At 67.0% G+C, this 16719-nt stretch carries 14 protein-coding genes and 2 pseudogenes; 5 read left to right on the top strand and 11 right to left on the bottom strand.

The features are described from left to right. Positions 1-19 precede the first annotated feature (19 nt). The 3 genes from AMK21_RS32300 to AMK21_RS37255 all read right to left on the bottom strand — a co-directional run bounded on the left by AMK21_RS32300 (position 20) and on the right by AMK21_RS37255 (position 3231). Complete coding sequence (locus AMK21_RS32300; RefSeq protein ID WP_143194907.1) at positions 20-589, bottom strand: hypothetical protein; 570 nt, start codon at positions 587-589, stop codon at positions 20-22. Between the two features lie 520 nt (positions 590-1109). Beyond that, a complete protein-coding gene (locus AMK21_RS32290) occupies positions 1110-2966 on the bottom strand; it encodes an AAA family ATPase (protein ID WP_073882708.1) in 1857 nt (618 codons plus the stop codon). A 52-nt stretch (positions 2967-3018) separates the two neighbouring features. Further along, positions 3019-3231 (bottom strand): KTSC domain-containing protein, encoded by a 213-nt coding sequence (locus AMK21_RS37255; protein WP_356538106.1) that lies wholly within the window; start codon positions 3229-3231, stop codon positions 3019-3021. 435 nt (positions 3232-3666) lie between these two features. Between AMK21_RS37255 and AMK21_RS32280 the strand changes: the two genes are divergently transcribed. Both AMK21_RS32280 and AMK21_RS32275 read left to right on the top strand, forming a co-directional pair. Beyond that, on the top strand, positions 3667-4386 hold the full coding sequence (locus AMK21_RS32280; protein WP_234422112.1) for a DUF6308 family protein: 720 nt from the start codon (positions 3667-3669) through the stop codon (positions 4384-4386). Between the two features lie 112 nt (positions 4387-4498). Next, positions 4499-5257, top strand: a pseudogene (locus tag AMK21_RS32275) (IS256 family transposase); the annotation flags it as partial. A gap of 237 nt (positions 5258-5494) precedes the next feature. Here AMK21_RS32275 and AMK21_RS32270 read toward each other — a convergent pair. The 4 genes from AMK21_RS32270 to AMK21_RS32255 form a co-directional block, all read right to left on the bottom strand. Continuing rightward, positions 5495-6508: a TniB family NTP-binding protein gene (locus AMK21_RS32270; protein ID WP_218900255.1), complete on the bottom strand. Its 1014-nt coding sequence runs from the start codon at positions 6506-6508 to the stop codon at positions 5495-5497. 71 nt (positions 6509-6579) lie between these two features. Next, positions 6580-8715, bottom strand: coding sequence for a Mu transposase C-terminal domain-containing protein (locus AMK21_RS32265; protein WP_073882704.1), 2136 nt, complete (start codon positions 8713-8715; stop codon positions 6580-6582). Beyond that, on the bottom strand, positions 8712-9527 hold the full coding sequence (locus AMK21_RS32260) for a TnsA-like heteromeric transposase endonuclease subunit (protein ID WP_167393135.1): 816 nt from the start codon (positions 9525-9527) through the stop codon (positions 8712-8714). Before AMK21_RS32260 ends, AMK21_RS32265 begins: the two co-directional genes overlap by 4 nt. 172 nt (positions 9528-9699) lie before the next feature. Then, positions 9700-11097 carry a DNA-binding protein gene (locus AMK21_RS32255; protein ID WP_073882703.1) on the bottom strand — a complete coding sequence of 466 codons (1398 nt, stop codon included), beginning with the start codon at positions 11095-11097 and terminating at the stop codon, positions 9700-9702. A 426-nt stretch (positions 11098-11523) separates the two neighbouring features. Between AMK21_RS32255 and AMK21_RS32250 the strand changes: the two genes are divergently transcribed. Genes AMK21_RS32250 through AMK21_RS34980 form a run of 3 tightly spaced genes read left to right on the top strand, consistent with a single transcriptional unit; the run spans position 11524 to position 12931 of the window. Continuing rightward, positions 11524-11778: a hypothetical protein gene (locus AMK21_RS32250; RefSeq protein WP_234422111.1), complete on the top strand. Its 255-nt coding sequence runs from the start codon at positions 11524-11526 to the stop codon at positions 11776-11778. Then, complete coding sequence (locus AMK21_RS32245; RefSeq protein ID WP_073882701.1) at positions 11775-12299, top strand: RNA polymerase sigma factor; 525 nt, start codon at positions 11775-11777, stop codon at positions 12297-12299. The genes AMK21_RS32250 and AMK21_RS32245 overlap by 4 nt, the downstream gene beginning before the upstream one ends. Next, the gene (locus tag AMK21_RS34980; protein WP_143194906.1) at positions 12296-12931 is read left to right on the top strand and encodes a hypothetical protein; all 636 of its coding nucleotides are present in this window, start codon (positions 12296-12298) and stop codon (positions 12929-12931) included. The genes AMK21_RS32245 and AMK21_RS34980 overlap by 4 nt, the downstream gene beginning before the upstream one ends. Positions 12932-13881: 950 nt before the next feature. On the opposite strand, the pseudogene AMK21_RS32235 reads toward AMK21_RS34980, so the two are convergent. From AMK21_RS32235 to AMK21_RS32215, 4 genes and pseudogenes are all read right to left on the bottom strand, one after another. Continuing rightward, positions 13882-14487 (bottom strand): annotated as a pseudogene (locus AMK21_RS32235) (IS3 family transposase); the annotation flags it as partial. Between the two features lie 5 nt (positions 14488-14492). Then, entirely contained in the window at positions 14493-14819 is a 327-nt protein-coding gene (locus AMK21_RS32230; RefSeq protein ID WP_073882700.1) for a transposase, read from the bottom strand. 84 nt (positions 14820-14903) lie between these two features. Next, positions 14904-15970, bottom strand: a protein-coding gene (locus AMK21_RS37250) for an IS630 family transposase (RefSeq protein WP_420712536.1) whose coding sequence is annotated in 2 segments (ribosomal slippage) — positions 14904-15521 and positions 15524-15970 — 1065 coding nt in all. Because the reading frame shifts where the segments join, the coding sequence is not laid out codon by codon here. Positions 15971-16244: 274 nt separating this feature from the next. Further along, positions 16245-16715, bottom strand: a complete 471-nt coding sequence (locus AMK21_RS32215) for a hypothetical protein (RefSeq protein WP_143194905.1) — start codon at positions 16713-16715, stop codon at positions 16245-16247. Between the last annotated feature and the right edge of the window lie 4 nt (positions 16716-16719).

Below are 16719 nucleotides of genomic sequence, written 5' to 3'. Positions count from 1 at the left end.
CCACGATCAAGGGGAAGCTTCACTTGGCCCATTCTGGACCGAAGACGCCAGCGACAAGGTACGGGCGTTCCCTCAGGGACCGCGAGAGGGCGCCTGCGTCGTACAAGTCGATGTCTATGTCGCCCTGGTACTTCTCCTGCAGGGCGACGAGTTCGTTTTCCACGGCAGTGTCATCGACGACGCACCCCGTTGCCAGGACGAAACGCACGGCGTCGAACCGTCGCTCGGACCATCCCTCAGCAGGCGTCGTAGTGCGGGGCGGACCGGTGAAGTCGGTGACCGCTGCACGGAGTGCGGGCGCCGACAGGGAAACGATCCTGCGCACCTGGTAGACGTGTGTCTGTCCGTTGCGCCTGCCGATGAGGTCGAGTCCACCCTGGTCCTGCCCGGAGCGGCCGTAGCCACGAATGTCGTTCATCCCGTCGATAAGCCACATGACCTCGCCGACCAAGCGCTCGAACACCGGCGGGGACAGCTTGCCGAAGGGCAACGTTTCGGGGGCCGAGAGGGGTGGACTGAGGGGCAGCTGACTTCGTCGACTGACGAGCGCACCGATACGGATCTCTTCCAAGGGTGATTCAGCAGCCATCCAGCTCTCCCTGCGACCCGCGGTGCTTGTGTGCAGTAGAGACGGATGGTATCGGGACGGACCGCCATAGATCTGCGGCACTGTTTCGCGATCAGATCGCCGTCCGCAGTTGGGTGTGCCCGGGGGATGGCGGGCGGAGGCCGCCGATCGAGGACGCAAGGTCTGCTTGGCGCAGGGCCGAGATACGTGTGACAGCCTCAGCCGCCACCAGAAGTTGAGTACACCCGTCCGGTTGTCAGTGGCAGGTGGCACTCTTCGAGCATGGCCTTCCGGGGAACGTGTTCATATCGAAGGTATTCCGACGTACACGGGCGGTGCTCCATGAGTGGTGGTCGGGTGATACGCGTGCATCGCAAAGACCTGCCGTCCCCTGACGGCTGCCGCTGGTGTGGCGACGATCCGGGTCACCACGGGTCTCAGTGGGTGGCTTCGGCCGGTCTGCATACGTGGGAGGCGCCGACGCCGCAGCAGCGGCTGATGCGTATGAAGGCGCGGCGCGCGGCGCGTCAGGCCGGGGCGGCTACCAAAGATGCGGCCCCGCGTCCTGCGCGCGACTGACGAGAGCATCGAAGACCGTGGACAGGGCGGCGGGGATGCGGTCCTTTGCGAGGTGGGCGGCGATGCCGACCATGAGGTCTTCCTTGTTTTTCGGTCCCTCAGGGGAACCGCTCTTGAGCAGGTCCAGCAACTGCGAGCTGAACTTGCCAGCCCGTAGCTCTTCGATCTCCTGAGGCTGCCAGGGGCCGCGTTCAGGGTTCGGCCTCCACAGCGTGTTGGCTGTCTCAGCCCAGTCGTCGTCGGTGAAAAGGTCTTCGAGCTCGTTGGGGGAGCCGAGGTAGAGGCACTCCTCCTTGAGGTCGAAGCCGTGCTCCTTGAGCTTGTCGTCTCGGAAGGCGCGCTTCTGGTTGGTGCGGCTGTCCTTGTCGACGACGAAGGCGACGTCGCGGCCGTGATCCTTGAGGAACCGGGCGAATCGCAGTGCGCCCTCGTTGCTGCCGCCGGCCCACAGGCAGATCCCGGCGGACTGGATCGGGAAGCCGGCGTGCTTGCGGAAGAGGATGGGGAACGCGGATGTCTCGGATACGCCCTCCACAGCGACGAAGAACCGCTCGTGCAAGAGGACGCTGTTGCGGAACCCCAGTGTTGTCGCGATCGTCGACAGATGCCGACGCACATCCTTGTCCGCGCTGTCCTCGCTCAGAACCTCCGCCCGAACGCGGCCCTCATGAGTACGCAAGTGCACCACAGAGGAGATGTCGACCCCGTCGATCAAGTTGAGCGAGTGCGTCGCCACGATGACGCGCGCGTTGGGCCGTGACGACTGCAACTGGATCAGCGCCATGATGCGCCGCTGATGGGAGTAGTCGAGGTGGGTGTCGGGCTCGTCGTAGACGAACACGACATCCGACTCGGACGCCTGAGCGGCGTCGCGCTGCCCCAGGTCGTTGCTGCTCTCCCACAGGGCCAGCGAGATCCGGCGTGAGCGACCGGTTCCGGCCGACGAGAGTGGGAACCGGCGGCCCTGCGAGTCCACAATGTTCAGCTCGACCCCGACCAGCGCCGGACGCACCTGCACCTGAGGGTCCAGTTCCACCGACGGCAGGGCGCACCGCCGCGCGATATGTCCGCGGATGCTGTCGATGTCCGCTGTCAGCGAATCGGCGAGGTAATCCTCAAGGTCTGCTACGCGCTTGACCACCTCATCGGCCCGCGTGTACTCGCGCAGCCGGGAGTTGAGCAAACTCTGGACCACGGCCTCAGGCGCCTGGACCGAGTCGCCCTTAAAATACACCATTGACGGCATCGCGGCGGCTACCTCGGAGTCCGCCGCCACCCATGCGTCGACCTGCTCCATCTGCTGGGCCAGTTCCCGCAAGGGCTGCTCCCAGCTGTTCCTCGCGTTCGCCTGCCCGACGGGCTCGACCCCGTGCGTGGCCGCGAGTTCCTTGAGGCCCGCCAGCTTCACCGATCCCAAGTCGCGCAGCTCTGGGTTCTGGCAGACGCGGCGGCGGATCTCCAGGAACGTTCCCGCCTCCGGGCGGAAGCGACGGCGGATCTGCACCCGCTCGGGCAGGGTGAAGTGCTGCTGCTCGTCGGCACTGAGGGTGAACTCGCCCGTCACGGCAGTCTGAGGCACCCGTGCGTGCGGTGCGACCGTGTCCCCGTCGGGCACGGGTTCCTGTCGGCCCCCGTCGCCGACGTAGGTGAGATCGCGCTCGCTCAGCGCGGTTCCGTGGAGCAAGAAGTTCAGCGCGTCCAGCAGAGCGCTCTTCCCGCCCTCGTTCTGGCCAGTCAGAACTGTCTGTGGCAGGACTGGAACATCGGCGATATCTGCAAGGCAGCGGAAGCCCTCAACGGAAACGGAGCAGATCTGCACGCACGCCTCAACTCAACAACGATGGAACGGTTTTGGATGAACTGTCTGGACGTCAGCTCGAGATCGGGCGGTACGGATAGTGACCCTTGATGAACCGAGCCAAGAAACCCCCCTTGCTAGGGGAAGCCATCAATGCCGAGTGCACGTCCGCAGGCACGTTGTCGTAGCGGTACACCCCTCCGCTGTGGAAAGCGACCTCGAGCACACGCTCCGCCTGGCTGTAGCCCACCGACCGGACGTTGGTGGAGCGAACCGGCTCATGCAACAAGGTGCCTCCAGCGGCCTACGTGACGGGCGTTGCACGATTGACAGAAAGGATAGCGCTGCGCGCTGCCCTCAAGGACGCAGTTGGTGCGAAGCGCCGCCTGCACCTGACCACGTCGGCCCGGTGACCTCGGTTTGAGCCGACGACGGCGGATCGTCGACGGTCGAGAAGCTGTGGAACTCCAACGCCGCGACGAGTTGAGCCGACCAGGCCCCAGCGGCCACTCGCACACCGACTTTCGGCCTGCCCAGGCGACACCTCGCCCGCGCGCCACCGCCTACGCCGAGGAAGGGCTCGCAACGCGGCGTTTCACAGGCTTAGAGACTGCCAGCATCCGATCATGTCCGGTCGGTACACGGTTTCTCACGGCGCGACCGGTTCGCTGCATGACTCTCGGGCGGGCTTTGTGGCGCCGCTCACCCGCTCACGATCTCGATGAAGGATAAAGTTCTTATGGCCTCTCCTACCGCTGCGCCCGGCGTATCTGGAACGTCGTTGTCGTCGTTGGGGCAGCGGTTGCGCGTGCTGCTGAGTTCCGAGCGTGTCGTCGGTGACCTGCGGGGGTACTTCGGGATCGATCTGCCGCCCGGCGCGGTGGCGTTCACCGGCAGTCGGTTCGAGCATCTGGCGGGTGGGGGTGACCGGCCGGAGGTCGCCGACCGGATCACGGCGGAGGACCTGGTCGCGGTGCAGACCTTGTCGGTGACCGTTCCAGCGTCTGTCGCACTGGACATTCTGGAGGGCCCTCTCGGCGCGCGGCTGTCCGGTCTGCTGCACGACATCCCCAGGCACATCGACATGGCTGATGCGGACGCGCTCGTCGTGGCCGACGGCTCGCCGGCGGACCAGGCCTGGCATCTCCTGCGCGACCAGCCCGATGTCGGATGGGTGATCGCGGGGAAGCTCCTGGCCCGGAAGCGTCCGCGGCTGCTGCCGGTCTACGACAAGGTGGTGCGCTGCACTCTGGGACGCCCGCGCCCCTCGTTCTGGCTTGCGCTGCATGCTGCGCTCCGCGCGGACGACCACGCCCTGCACCGCCAGTTGTTCGAGCTGCGTCAGATCGCAGGGGTGCCGGAGACAGTGAGTGCGCTGCGGATATGCGACGTGGCGGTGTGGATGGGGCACCGGGCGGAGGGGCACGCCTGTCCTCGCTGACTTCGGCAGCGAGGTTGCCCTTCCGGCGTTCTGGCGTGTGAGGATGACGGACTTTACCAACCGTGGGACTGTAAAACGTTCGGTGTAACTCCTGATCATGGAAGATGCATCGATGACCAGCAACAACGTGACAGAGGCCGAGTCGGTAGAGCCGTCCGGGGCGGTGCCGGCGAAGTCTGTGGACGACCGGCTGATTGACGAGCTGGTGGGCCGGGCTCAGGCCGAGGGCCTTCAGCTGACCGGCGAGGGTGGGCTGCTCCAGCAGCTGACGAAGCGACTCCTGGAGTCCGCCCTCGAGGGCGAGATCACCGACCACCTCGGCTATGACAAGCACGATCCGGCAGGGAAGAACGGCGGCAACTCACGTAACGGCACCCGCGCCAAGACCGTGCTGACCGATGTCGGCCCGGTGGAGATAACCGTGCCCCGGGACCGGGAAGGCAGCTTTGAACCGAAGATCGTCAAGAAGCGGCAGAAGCGTCTGTCCGGCGTGGACGAGATGGTCATCTCCCTTGCGGCGAAGGGTCTGACGACCGGCGAGGTCCAGGCCCACCTGGCCGAGGTCTACGGCGCCGACGTATCCCGTCAGACGATCTCCACGATCACGGACAAGGTCCTCGAGGGCATGGCCGAATGGCAGAACCGGCCCCTGGACGCGGTCTATCCGGTGGTGTTCATCGACGCCATCCACGTGAAGATCCGCGACGGTGCGGTCGCCAACCACCCCATCTACGTGGCTCTGGCGGTCACGGCCGAGGGCCGACGGGACATCCTCGGGCTGTGGGCCGGTGACGGCGGCGAGGGCGCCAAGCACTGGATGCATATCCTCACCGAGATCAAGAACCGCGGCGTGAACGACGTCCTCATGCTCTGTCGTTTCGTGGGGGTGTAGTTGAGGTGTAGGTGTTGTTGTGTGCTGGGGGTATCCCGGTTTGGTTGAGATTGTGTGAGCGTGGTCTTGTCGGGCTGTAGGCCCACTGGCGTGGGGTTCTCTCGTTTTCGTTGAGAGTTTTCCGGTGTCCCTCGTGTGGTCCTGTCTTCTAAAGGTCCGGTGTGTGTTTCCCCTGGTCACAGCGTTGTGCCGTGTGGGCGTCGGGCGGTGCGGGGGTTATCGGTTCGGGGTGGGGCGGTGGTGGGTTTCGGCGAGGTGGTCCAGGCGGATCCCTTCGAGGCTGGTTTTGGTGATGCGTTCGGTGCCGTCGTGGATGGCGGTGATGGCTGCTTGGCGGATGAGGCGGGTCAGGCTCCCGATACGTCCCGCGGTCCGCTGGTGGAGGTAGGCGGCGTGGCGGGGGAGTGTGCCCGGCTGGTGTGCCCGTAGATCGAGTGCTGTTTCCACGCCCGTGATGAGTTCGCGGAAGGGCTCGCGTTTCCCGAGGCGTGCGGGGAATGCTCCGCATTCCACCAGGGAGGCCCGCCCGGCGAGTTGTGCTCCGCGTACCCCGGAGAACAGGGCGGTGGTGGTGACGTCGATGCCCGCGTATACGAAGGTCGCGCGGATGCGTTCGGTGAGGTCTTTGAGGAGATCGGCGGTTTCCGCGCCGGTGGTGGTGCGGGGGTTGAGCCGGTGGATCTCGTCGATGAGGATCAGGCGCACGCCGGTGTGGTTGTAGGTGTGGCAGACGGCGTCGGTGATCTGGGCTTGCGTCATCCGGCCGGTCACGGGAATGCCGAGGTAGCGGGCGAACTCGGTCGCGAGGGCTTTCGCGCTTGCCGCGGGCGGGACCAGCACATACGCCACGGGCACCGGTGCGTGCACGCTGTGGTCCGGTGGCGGGTGCTGTCGGGTGTGGGCGAGGTGGCAGGTGCGCCCGGTATGCAGGAGGGCGGTGGTCTTTCCGGCCGCTGCCGGCCCGGTGACGATCAACGAGGGCCGTGCGGTGGTCTGCTGGTGCTGTCCCAGGATCATCAGCGTGCGCACGGTCGTGGTGAGGGTGTCGATGGCCGGGGTCCGTACCGTGACGAAGGCGGAGTGGTAGGCGAGGCGTTGTTCTGTGCTTCGTTCTGGTTCTCCGGGTGTGGGTGGTTGTGGGGGAGGGGTGGTGGCGAAGTGCTGCCAGCCCTGCCAGGTCGTCACCGGCCATGCCGCGTCTGTTGGCCCGTCGCCGTCTGGGGCGCTCATGCCGTGCCCTGCTCGGGCGTCCTTTCCGTGCGCTGTGGAAGGACTGCTTCCTGTTCCCGGGCGGGGGCCGGTCACCATTTGAGAGCTTCTTCCTCGGCGTCGTAGAGCCCGTACCCGCTCACCGATGCTGCCGGGCCGTCCATAGTCTCGTCCTGCGCGAGGTCTTGTGTTTCCTGGCCTTGGTCGAGGCCGTCGAGGCTGTCCTCTCCCGCATACGTGGCTCCCGGATGCGGTGGGGGTGCCTGGTACGGGCTCTCGGAGCGGCGGGGTGGGGGAGTGCGGACGGTGGTCGTGCGGTTGAGGAGGTGCTGCTCCTGGGCGGTGGCCTGTCCTGCCCGGGCACGGCGCATCAGAGCGTCGAGGGCCTCGGCGAGAGCGGCTTCGGCCTGTTCGGCGTCCTGGCCGGCCCGCTGACCGGTGATGGTGCGCAGGTAGTGCCAGATGCGGTCGTTGAACGGCTGGTGGGTGTGGTCCCGGTGGATCCACGGGATCTCGGTGAGCTGGCCGTCGGGCAGGCGGATCCAGATTTGGCGGACGTCGTGGGGGTTGTAGTGGATCTCCCATTTCCCGCCGCGGCCTGCCACGGTGGAGGGCTGCCCGCGGTGCGGGCCGAGCAGGTCGTGGTCGTAGGTGCGGTGGTGCAGGCGGATGCCGTGCTCGGTGATGGCCTGCCACCGCACAGGCAGCAGCTCCAGGTAGTCATTGCCGGTCAGCGGTACGGGCACGTATCCGGCGACCGCGACCAGGGCCGCCCACATCTGGTTCGGGGACAGGGCGATCTTCGGCAGCATGGGATGCCGCAGGCCCTGGTGCGGGCGGTGGTGATAGTGCACGACCCACTCATCCAGCAGCTCCTGCAGCTCGGCGACGCTGTAACAGGCTTCGCGTGCCGCGTCCTTGCCGCGGCGGGTGACGTCGGAGCCGGTGTAGCCGGGCAGGTGCTGGCAGAACAGGGTGTTGATCGACCCGAAGGTCCGCTCCACGATGCCTTTGGCTGTGGGGGCGAACGGAGGTGCGGCCTGCACGCCGATCCCGAGTGCTTCGCAGGCGCCCGTGAACGCCTTCGACAGGAACACCTTCCCCCGGTCCACCACCACGGTCTCGGGCACCACGACCGGCCGTGCGGCCGCTCCGCGAAGACGTTCGTCCAAGGAAAGCAGACGCTCGGCCGGCAGGACCGTGCTGTGTGTGAAGCGCAGCACGTCAGGCCACGCCGGGCGTGCCGGATGCGGCACAGCCATCTCCGCCAGCAGCAGAGCGGCGTCGACCGCCTGCGTTCCGGCCGGGCACAGCACCCCCGCCAGGATCGCCCTGGAGGCGACATCTACGGCGATCGTGAGCTCTGGCCGGCCCACGCTGCCGTCGTCGAACCGTGCGAGGACGTCCAGGCGGGTGGTGTCGATCTGTACCTGCTCCCCGGGCCGCAATGCCACAGTCGGGGTGAATCCGCGTCCGTCGTCGGTGACCGGCACCGTCCGTACCCGGGTGGCCGGATGGTCCGCCGGGTGGGCGATTTCATGGACGAGGCGGTAGAACGTGGCCCGCGACGGCATCGTCACGGCACCCTTGTACCGGTTGTCCAGGAGCCGTGCGACCAGCGGCATCAGCCCCTTCACGGTGCCTTTGGAGCGCCCCCGCTGCCCGCGCAGTACTTCCCTGACCGCGGCCACGACCCGCTCGTCCTGGCGTCCGCCGCCGCTCCGCCCCCGTGTGGAGCGGTGGTCCACCAGCCCCCACAGCCCTTGTTTGCGGTACGCCAGCCGCATCTTCTGCACCGTCCTGTCCGACACCCGCCCAAAGCCCAGCGCCGTCAGCTCAGCGGCTTTGGCGCGTTCGCGCTCGGCCAGCGTCCACCTCTGCGGGTCATACTCGGCCCGCATCACCCCGCCGCTGTCCGGTCCGCCAGGCAAGCCGCACTCGACCTCTCTGACGTGCCGCAGCCAGGCCATCGCCTTCTCCCGGGCCGCCACGGGGGCGGTCTCGAACAGCCCCCACTGCGGCACCGCCTGCACTGGCTCCGCACCCAGGACCGCGAAGCCCGGGTCGGCGAACAGGTGCCCGGCGAGCACCACCTGGTCCGCGCCGCCCTCATCGACCAGGTGGAAGCCCTGCCGGGACAGGGCCACGACCTGCCACCGCACTCCGCCGAAACGGACCTGTGCCCCGACCTCCACCACCGGCCGGCCACGGCGCCGCACCCCGCTCACCCGACCTCCCGGATGCTCGCACCGGCCCTGAGGCCGCTTCCGACGGGGTCCCCTGCACTCGACAGGCCGGGTCCGCCCCCGGACGCAGGGGCCTGGACCAGGACGCGTTCGTGCAGCGGCACATCGATCGCCGCCACCAGCAGTCCCGCCCACAGGGCGTGGAATGTGACGGGCAGCACCTCGATCGGATCACCGACGGCTGCCACCCCCTCAAGGAGCGGCCGCGGCCGGGCGAATGCGTCCACCACCGCCTCCAGCAGTCCCGTTCTTCCCCGATGCCGGGGGTGTCGGTAGCCGGCCAGCCATTTCAGATTCGCTGCCGGCACCTCGTCCAGAGGTGGCAGGCGCCGGTAGCCCCAGCCGATCTCCTCACACGCCGCGCTCACCGCTTCGGCGGCGGCCAGGGCGCGTTCACCGCCGGCATCGGGGCGGCTGGGGCAGTCGGCCAGCAGGGCAGTGCCGTCGCGGTACCGGGCGAAGAGCTGCGGCACCCAGGACCGCACCAGACCCCGGGAGTTGCGCCACAACAGCCGCACCGGCCGCCCCGCCAGACCCGTCACGTCCGGGGCCCGGTCCAGGACCATCAGATGGAGGCGCATCGCGTTCGATCCGGCCGCCACATGCCGCCCGGTCGTGGCCGACCACCACAGCCCCGGCCCCCACCGTCGTCCCGGGACCACCGGGAACGCCGACACCGGATCAAGGTCTTCGAACGCGACCGCGAGAGCGGCATCCGCCCACCGCTGCTGCACTGCCTGCCCGACGGGGTCGAGGAAGACTGCTTCGAACCCGGCCCCGATGTTCACGTCCACCGGCCCTGACCTGCCGCCAGGCCTGACCGCCGCATTTTTGCCGCTCACCCGCCCAGCCAAACCGGACCGGCTGCCCGCCGGAGCCATTTGCGCATTTCGATCACGTGGTGCCACGTGATGCGGTACGCAGCGGGCCACACGCCAGCGCGCCCTTTCCCCGGCGAGCCAGTACCTATCCGTCGCCCGCGTCCTGGTATGCCTTGAGCGCGTCAGCCAAAGGACCAGGGGGCAGCTTCGCCCACCGGACCACATCCTGCGGCGGCACCCCGGCATTCACAGCCGCCACCATTGTGTGCTGCAGAGCCTTCTCAATCAGGTCGGCACTGTGGCTGAGGATGCGCAGCAGATGCTGGGACACGTCCGCACTCGAACCGGTCTGCGCCCCGCGCAGCTGGATCAGCTGCTCCTGAGCGCCGTCGACCAGGCTACTGATCTGGGCCCGCTGTTCGGGCGGCACCGCAGCCCGCCACATCCTTCCCGAACCGGGCGCCCGCTTCTCCTTGCCCAGCACCCGCAGCCGCCCGGCCATCGTCACCGGCTGATGTTCCCTGCGCACCCACCAGGGATCGTCCGCGTACCCGGGCGGGCCCCCGGCTCCGCGGCGCTTGCGGATGACGGCGCCCATCCAGGCGATAAGCGGCCCGCCGTGATCGGTCGCCACCAACGGCCCCAGCCACGCGCGCCCGACCCGCTCTCCGAGCCGGCGGCAGAACATTCCGTCGGCGGGCAGTGCCCGCGGCCGCCCCGCACCACTGTCTACCCACACCAGCTCGGCCATGCCCGGGTCCAGCAGGGCGTCGGCGACCGCCACCACCTCGGGGAAGACGACCGCGTCCCGACCCACGATCCGCCACCGCTCCAGCTCACCCCCGGCATCACCGCCCGCGACCAGATGCAGGCGCCGCGGCCAGATCGTCTCCCGCTCCCAGCCATAGGCCTGATCCCACCACCGCGCCACCACCGCATACGCCAGAGCGAACACCCGCCCCGGCTCGGCCCCCGCCCGTACAGCCTGCCGCGCCACCCCCGTCCACCGTCGCTGCGCCGCGGCCACCTCCGGTATGTGCCGAACATTCAGATGATCGAGGGGTTGGTCGGCGTCCGCGTCCAGCAGCCACCGCCCATGCCGCACGCACACCCGCTCCCACCGCGGCGCATACCGAACGACCTGCACGGCGGTTCCCGTACGCCCGGCGGCGCACAGACGACAGCCGAAAGCCACCGGCCCGGCCACCGTGCTGCCGATCCGCCACGCCGCCGCCGGGACTCCGCCCTCTTTGGCGGGCAACTTGGCATCCTCCTGCCCCCAAGACGGCAACGCTCGTGCCAGTACGCCTTCCTCGACGCCGCACAGCCCTGCCAAAAGGTGCCGTCCGGCAGCGTTCAGCAGTACCTCGGCGTCGGCCCGGCAGGCGCCGCCTTCGTGCTTGGGCTGGTGGTTGCGCCAGTGCCAGCAGGACCGCAACGCCTTCGCCTCCAACCCGTAGCGGCTGGCGATGCGGCAGATCAGCGACGAGGTCGTCTCCCCCTGCAGGGGAGCGATCCGCAGGAGGCTGGGGTAATGGGTCACTCCACCACGGTCTCGTGCTCACCGTCTTGGCGGGCGTTTTCGCAACGGATGCTCAGCAGATCGAGGCCGCCTCCCCCCTGCCGACCGGATTCGTCGCGATCAAGGCGCCCTCCGGCGGCCGCCCCGGTGCCGACTCGTCCCACAGCGCCAGACGCCCGCCCGGCCCGCGCGCCCCTCGGGGACCCGGATTCGACGCGGATCCTTCCTATCTGCATCAATTTTCCAGCCCAGGCGACTGTGTGACCTGGGGAAACAGTGTTTCGCGCGGGCTGGTGGGGGGAGTTGGGAAAGATTTTTTCCGTTCGGCATCCGGATCCGGCCCCCTGTGGCGTGTAAGGGATGAGGGCCTTGTGTCTTCATCAACGAGTTCGTCACTACTGGAAGGCCTGGTCGATGACTTGGTCGTACTGGGTGGGAGCAGGCGGGGTGTCACTTCCCGTGCTGGTCCTGCTGTTCTTCGCGATGCGCCGCGCCAAGGGTGTCGTGGAGATGCTTGTGAAGGCGCACATCGAGACCCGGGCGGAGCGCGAGCAGCGCGCCACCATGGTCGCGATGGCGCAGTCCCTGCCCGACGGCGGCGCTGCGGCCCGCTTTGAGCAGGGACGGCCGGCGTGGCTGTTCCGCAAGGACGCAGCCGAGCCGGTAGGCCACCGGGCCATCGGCACGCGGGAGGCCGCGTGAGCGAGGCCGCCCCGGGAGCGGACTTCGAGTCCTTCGTCCTCGAGACCATCGAGGCGTTCTCCCGACTGGCCCGGGCCCAGGCAGGCGACTTGCACAGCGCCCAGGACGCTGTGCAGGACGTCTACCTGAACATGTACCGGCGGTGGGATTTCCTCACCGCCGGGCAAGGGTCCCTGACCGCCTACGGCCGCACTGCGGTGAAGCGGGCGGTCATCGACCAGTTCCGCCGAAACAAGCGGATGGTCATGGTTCCCGTTCATGAACTGCCCGAAAAGGAATCAGGCATCGGAGTTCCCGAAGCCGCCTACGAAATGATTAAGGAAGGCATCGGCGAACTCGTCGAAAGCCTCCCTGAACGGCAGCGCGAGGTCATCACCCTGTGCATTCTGCAGGACCTCAGCCCTGACGTGGTTGCACAGCGCCTCCAGATTAAGGAGGAGTCGGTGAAGCGCTACATCAAAGCCGCCGCCAACAACCTGAAGAAGTCAATCAACGATCACAGCGAGGAGGTAACCGTATGACGCACCTGTCCGCTTGGACGCACCACCCCGAGGAGCGGGGAGCCATCCGGCTCCTCGCCCTGTGGCTGCTGCTCGAAGGCTCTGAGCAGGCAGTTTCTAAGGGTTCTCGGATCGGCGAGAACTCTGTTCAGGCGGAGGGGGGCCAGCCTTCGGGCTGGCCCCCGGCCCCCGCCACCTGCCCGGAAAACCCTGGGATCGGAAATCATCGACTCGGTGTGCGCCGTGAACTGCACTCTCTCCTGAAAAAGGAGATCGATGACTCCGCAACACCACAGGAAACACGTCGCGTAGCAGAAATTCTTGAGTTCCTGGACAGGGATGATGAAGCGCGAAGCTGGTGGAAAAAAGCAGCTCTCAAGGGTGATCAGGATGCATTGGATTACCTTCATGTTCTCGATGCCGAGAACGAAGAAAAGCTATCGGCGTGCTCGCTAGGGGGAGAGCAAGCTGATGAAGCATTCCGTTCATTCGTGAGTGCATTCGCGTGCCCACCTCTTCTCATTGCGGACAGGCTTGATTCCGCCTTGGGAGAAGCTGGCGTCCGAATGCCTGAGGGATCACAGAATCTGGTCCGCGAGATCGAGGACTTCCTGACCCACTTGGACCACACGACCGGCGGACCGCGGTGCTGACACGACAGCGCCTCACGCGCCCACACACAGGAGAGCATTTGTAGATCAGCTTCCATGAGGCCTTCACGCTGCAAGGCCAGACGACTCGTTGAGGTGGCGGCCCTCCCCGCGAACGCGGGGGTGGGCCGCCACTGCGTTGAGCCCAGCACGTCCGCAAAGCGTTTTGCGTGCCTGCCTCTTGGTTGATCGCATGCCACTGTTTGGTGCCGGGCTGGGCCCTGAGGACATGGGGCGAGGACGCGCTTTCGTGGAGCAGCATCGACGTCGGGTTGCCCTTCAACTGTGGCTCCTGCCTCGGGATGAACTCGACGACTCCACCTTGCGAGAGCTTCGGGCGGCCCTCAGTCTCGTCATCTCCCTTCGCAGGTCCTGGCGGATACCTGAAGACGCCGTATTTGAGTACCTGAGTGCGACACCCGCACAGACGCAGAACAACCCGCACCGAGCATGAGCACACTGACCCCCGCCCCCACAGACGCGAGTGACTCGCGTGAGGGGCGGCTAGCCAACAGTCTCTCCCGGGCTCCGTGAGTCGACTTACGGAGCTCGCCAGGGGGTGGTGCATCTGGCGGAGGTTGCTTGCTACTGCGGTTGAACTCGTGATGTCGTTGGGTTGCTCAGGTGGGTCTGATGGTCAGGCCGGTCTCGGCGAGGCAGCCGTCTATGAGGTGGCTGCGGTATTGGATGTGCCGTAGGCCGTGTCGGATGCGCTGGATGAGGTGTTCGGGGGTGGAGAAAGCGACGTTGGAGAGCCAGCCGCNTCCGAGAGGAGACCTTTGGCGATTTCATCCCAGAACGCTGCTTCGATATGACGCTGAAATTTGGGATGCCCCGGAGACCTCAACTTTGACCGTGTCGCCCGATCGGCTGCCTGCTGACGACGAACCATCCCACACCTCGCTGATCATGAGGTGTTGCGACGACGGATTGAATCCGCCCTGCGATCCGGCATCGGAGTGATGTATCAACTCGCCCCGTTGATAAGGCTGTTCGTCGCGGTCGCGTTGCCACAGAGCCATGTCCAGGGCGTCCAGGACGAGCCGTGTCTCCTTCGACAGGGCGGCGGACCAGCCGACGATCCGGCGGGAGAAGGTGTCCACGACGAACGCGACGTAGACGACTCCCGACCAGGTGCTGACGTGGGTGAAGTCGGCAACCCAGCAGCGGTTCGGGGCCGGCGCGACGAAGTTGCGGTCCAGCAGGTCCGGCGCCCGCTCGACGGAGCTGCCCGCCATCGTGGTGACGACCTTCTTCCCGCGCACGGCGCCGGTGACGCCGAGCTCGCGCATCAGGCGTTCGACGGTGCACCGGGCCACGTCATGGCCCTGGCGGTGCAGCTCACGCCAGACCTTCCTGGCCCCGTAAACACGGTAGTTGGACTCGAAGATCTGCCGGATGAGCGGCTTCAGCGCGACGTCGCGGACGGTGCGGGCCGACGGGGCCTGGAATCGTTTGTGGTGGGCGTAATAGGTGGAGGGGGCGATCTTGCAGTCGTGCTCGGTGAGCACGCGGCAGATCGGCTCGACACCGCCGAAGCGGGCCCGGTGCTCGTCGATGAACGCTACGAGCGTGTGTGTGGCCGGTCGAGCTCGGCCGCGAAGAAACTCGCCGCAGCCTTCAAGATGTCGTTCGCCCGCTTCAGCTCGGCGATCTCCTTCTTCATCGCCTTGATCTGCGCGGACTCCTCCGTGGTCGTCCCCGGACGCTTCCCGGAGTCGATCTCGTCCCGCTTCACCCAGTTCCGCAGGGTCTCGGCCGAACCGATCCCCAGTTTCTGGGCAACCGCCCTCACGGCGGCCGACTCGTTCGGATAGTCGCCACGGACCTCGGCGACCATGCGGACCGCTCGTTTGCGCAGCTCAGCGGGATAGGAGGAAGGGCGTGCCATGACTCAATCCTTTCACGGAATCGAGTGTCTATCGAACCCGGAACGGTTCATACTGCGGTTGAACTCGTGATGTCGTTGGGTTGCTCAGGTGGGTCTGATGGTCAGGCCGGTCTCGGCGAGGCAGCCGTCTATGAGGTGGCTGCGGTATTGGATGTGCCGTAGGCCGTGTCGGATGCGCTGGATGAGGTGTTCGGGGGTGGAGAAAGCGACGTTGGAGAGCCAGCCGCGTCGCAGGAGGGACCAGATCCCTTCGACGGGGTTGAGGTCGGGTGCGTAGGGCGGCAGGTAGTAGATGGTCAGCCAGTCGCGGGATGCGGCGAACTCCCGCAGGCCGGCGGCTTTGTGGACGTTGAGGTTGTCCCAGATGAGCACGAGGGGGCCGTCGAGCTGTTGGTGGGCGGCGATCAGCAGGTCCCGGTAGTCGCGCCAGGAGAAGCTCTTGCGGCCGTCACGGTTGCCGTCGTCCCGGCGTGGCCGGTAGATCAGCCTCGATCGGTGGCCGGGTTTGTAGCAGGTCAGCGCGGCGATGGAGAGTCGGCGGCGGGAACGGCCGCGGACCCGGACTACCGGGGTGCGGCCGCGCTGTGACCAGGTCTTCGCGTGCGGCGGCGTCATGGAGAATCCGGCTTCGTCCTCGAAGACCAGCCAGGCCCCACGGGCCGCCGCTAACCTTCCGCGCGGGGCCACACCTCCTTGACCCATCCCGCGACCGCGTCATCGTCCCGCTCCATCGCACGACGGGCCGGAACCTGGCAGGACCAGCCGTTACGCACCAACAGCTTCCGCACACCCTGGATCGTGTACGTCAGATGGAAGCGCCGGCCGATCACCGTTTTGACCCGGGCCAGCGTCCAGCGCTGGTCCTCCCAGCCATGCGCGGCCGGCCCCTTGGCCAGCTCCGCCTCCAGCTGAGCGAACTGCTGATCACTCAGCCTTGGCAGGGACGCCGGCCCCTGAGAACGCAGGGATCGCGGGCCGCCCTCGGCCCACGCGTGACGCCATCGCTGGACCGAGCGGACACTGACCCGCAGATCTCTGGCGATCGCTGTACTGCCCTCGCCCAGGGTGAACCGCTCGGCCGCCTGCAGCCGTAACTTATCGCGAAACTGCTGCCGTTCGGCGGTCAGCCCGCCCCCTTGTGGATACCGCATACCTTCGGTGATACCGCAGCCACCGACCAGCCGTCACCCCCTACGACACCACGCGTTCAATCTCAGTAACCGGATCACCGACATGGTCCAGGCCGTCCTCACCCTTCATCTGACCAGCTCAAAGTGAGGTTGGAAAAGGCTCAGCATCCGTGGAACTTGTACTTGCCGTTCTCGCCGTGGTCGTAGGTCTCCTTCTTGACATAGAAGCCGTCGACGTAGAGCTCCCACTGGGCTCCGGAGTGGATGTAGGCGTTGCGCCACTTCTTCCGGAAGGTCAGGTAGTGCGAGACCGCGCAGCGGTTCTTGCTGTTGCAAGAGCGGGCGGATGCCGATGCACGTATATTTTGTGCAGCTGTGCGCGCTGGTCGGCATCCGTCGCGGCGGCCAGCTGCTCCTCGTACCACGGCAGGAGCTCCTCCGGTCCGACCTCCGCCGCGGCCGCACGCCATCCGGCCACGTTGATGCCGGTGGTCACGTCGTACTCGTCGTGCCAGTCCACGGCCAGGCGGGTGAGCAGCCACATCGCGTCCTCGCGGGCGGCCGCAGGGCCTGCGAGGGCGATCCTCGCGAGGAACGGCACGGCGACCGGAGAGGCCGAACAGCGGCTGCCCTGATGAAAAATGCTGCTGAACAGACTACTGAACGCTTGCTTGCGCGCCTCGTCGTCGCTCCCGCACAGGGTGCGTATATGCCCTGGAACGTCATGCGCCGACTCGTAGGCGTGGGACAGGCTGGCCCAGTCCACATCG

Origin of the sequence: Streptomyces sp. CB00316 (assembly GCF_001905595.1) — a bacterium.
Taxonomy (GTDB): domain Bacteria; phylum Actinomycetota; class Actinomycetes; order Streptomycetales; family Streptomycetaceae; genus Streptomyces.
The sequence above is the reverse complement of the archived record's forward strand: the minus strand, read 5'-3'. Positions and strand labels throughout refer to the sequence as shown.

Bases quoted from the DNA above. Each gene is read 5' to 3' on its own strand.
- AMK21_RS34980 (WP_143194906.1), top strand. From the start codon at position 12,296: ATGACGCACCTGTCCGCTTGGACGCACCACCCCGAGGAGCGGGGAGCC.
- AMK21_RS32300 (WP_143194907.1), bottom strand. From the start codon at position 589: ATGGCTGCTGAATCACCCTTGGAAGAGATCCGTATCGGTGCGCTCGTC.
- AMK21_RS32270 (WP_218900255.1), bottom strand. From the start codon at position 6,508: ATGAGCGCCCCAGACGGCGACGGGCCAACAGACGCGGCATGGCCGGTG.
- AMK21_RS32230 (WP_073882700.1), bottom strand. From the start codon at position 14,819: ATGGCACGCCCTTCCTCCTATCCCGCTGAGCTGCGCAAACGAGCGGTC.
- AMK21_RS32280 (WP_234422112.1), top strand. From the start codon at position 3,667: ATGAAGGATAAAGTTCTTATGGCCTCTCCTACCGCTGCGCCCGGCGTA.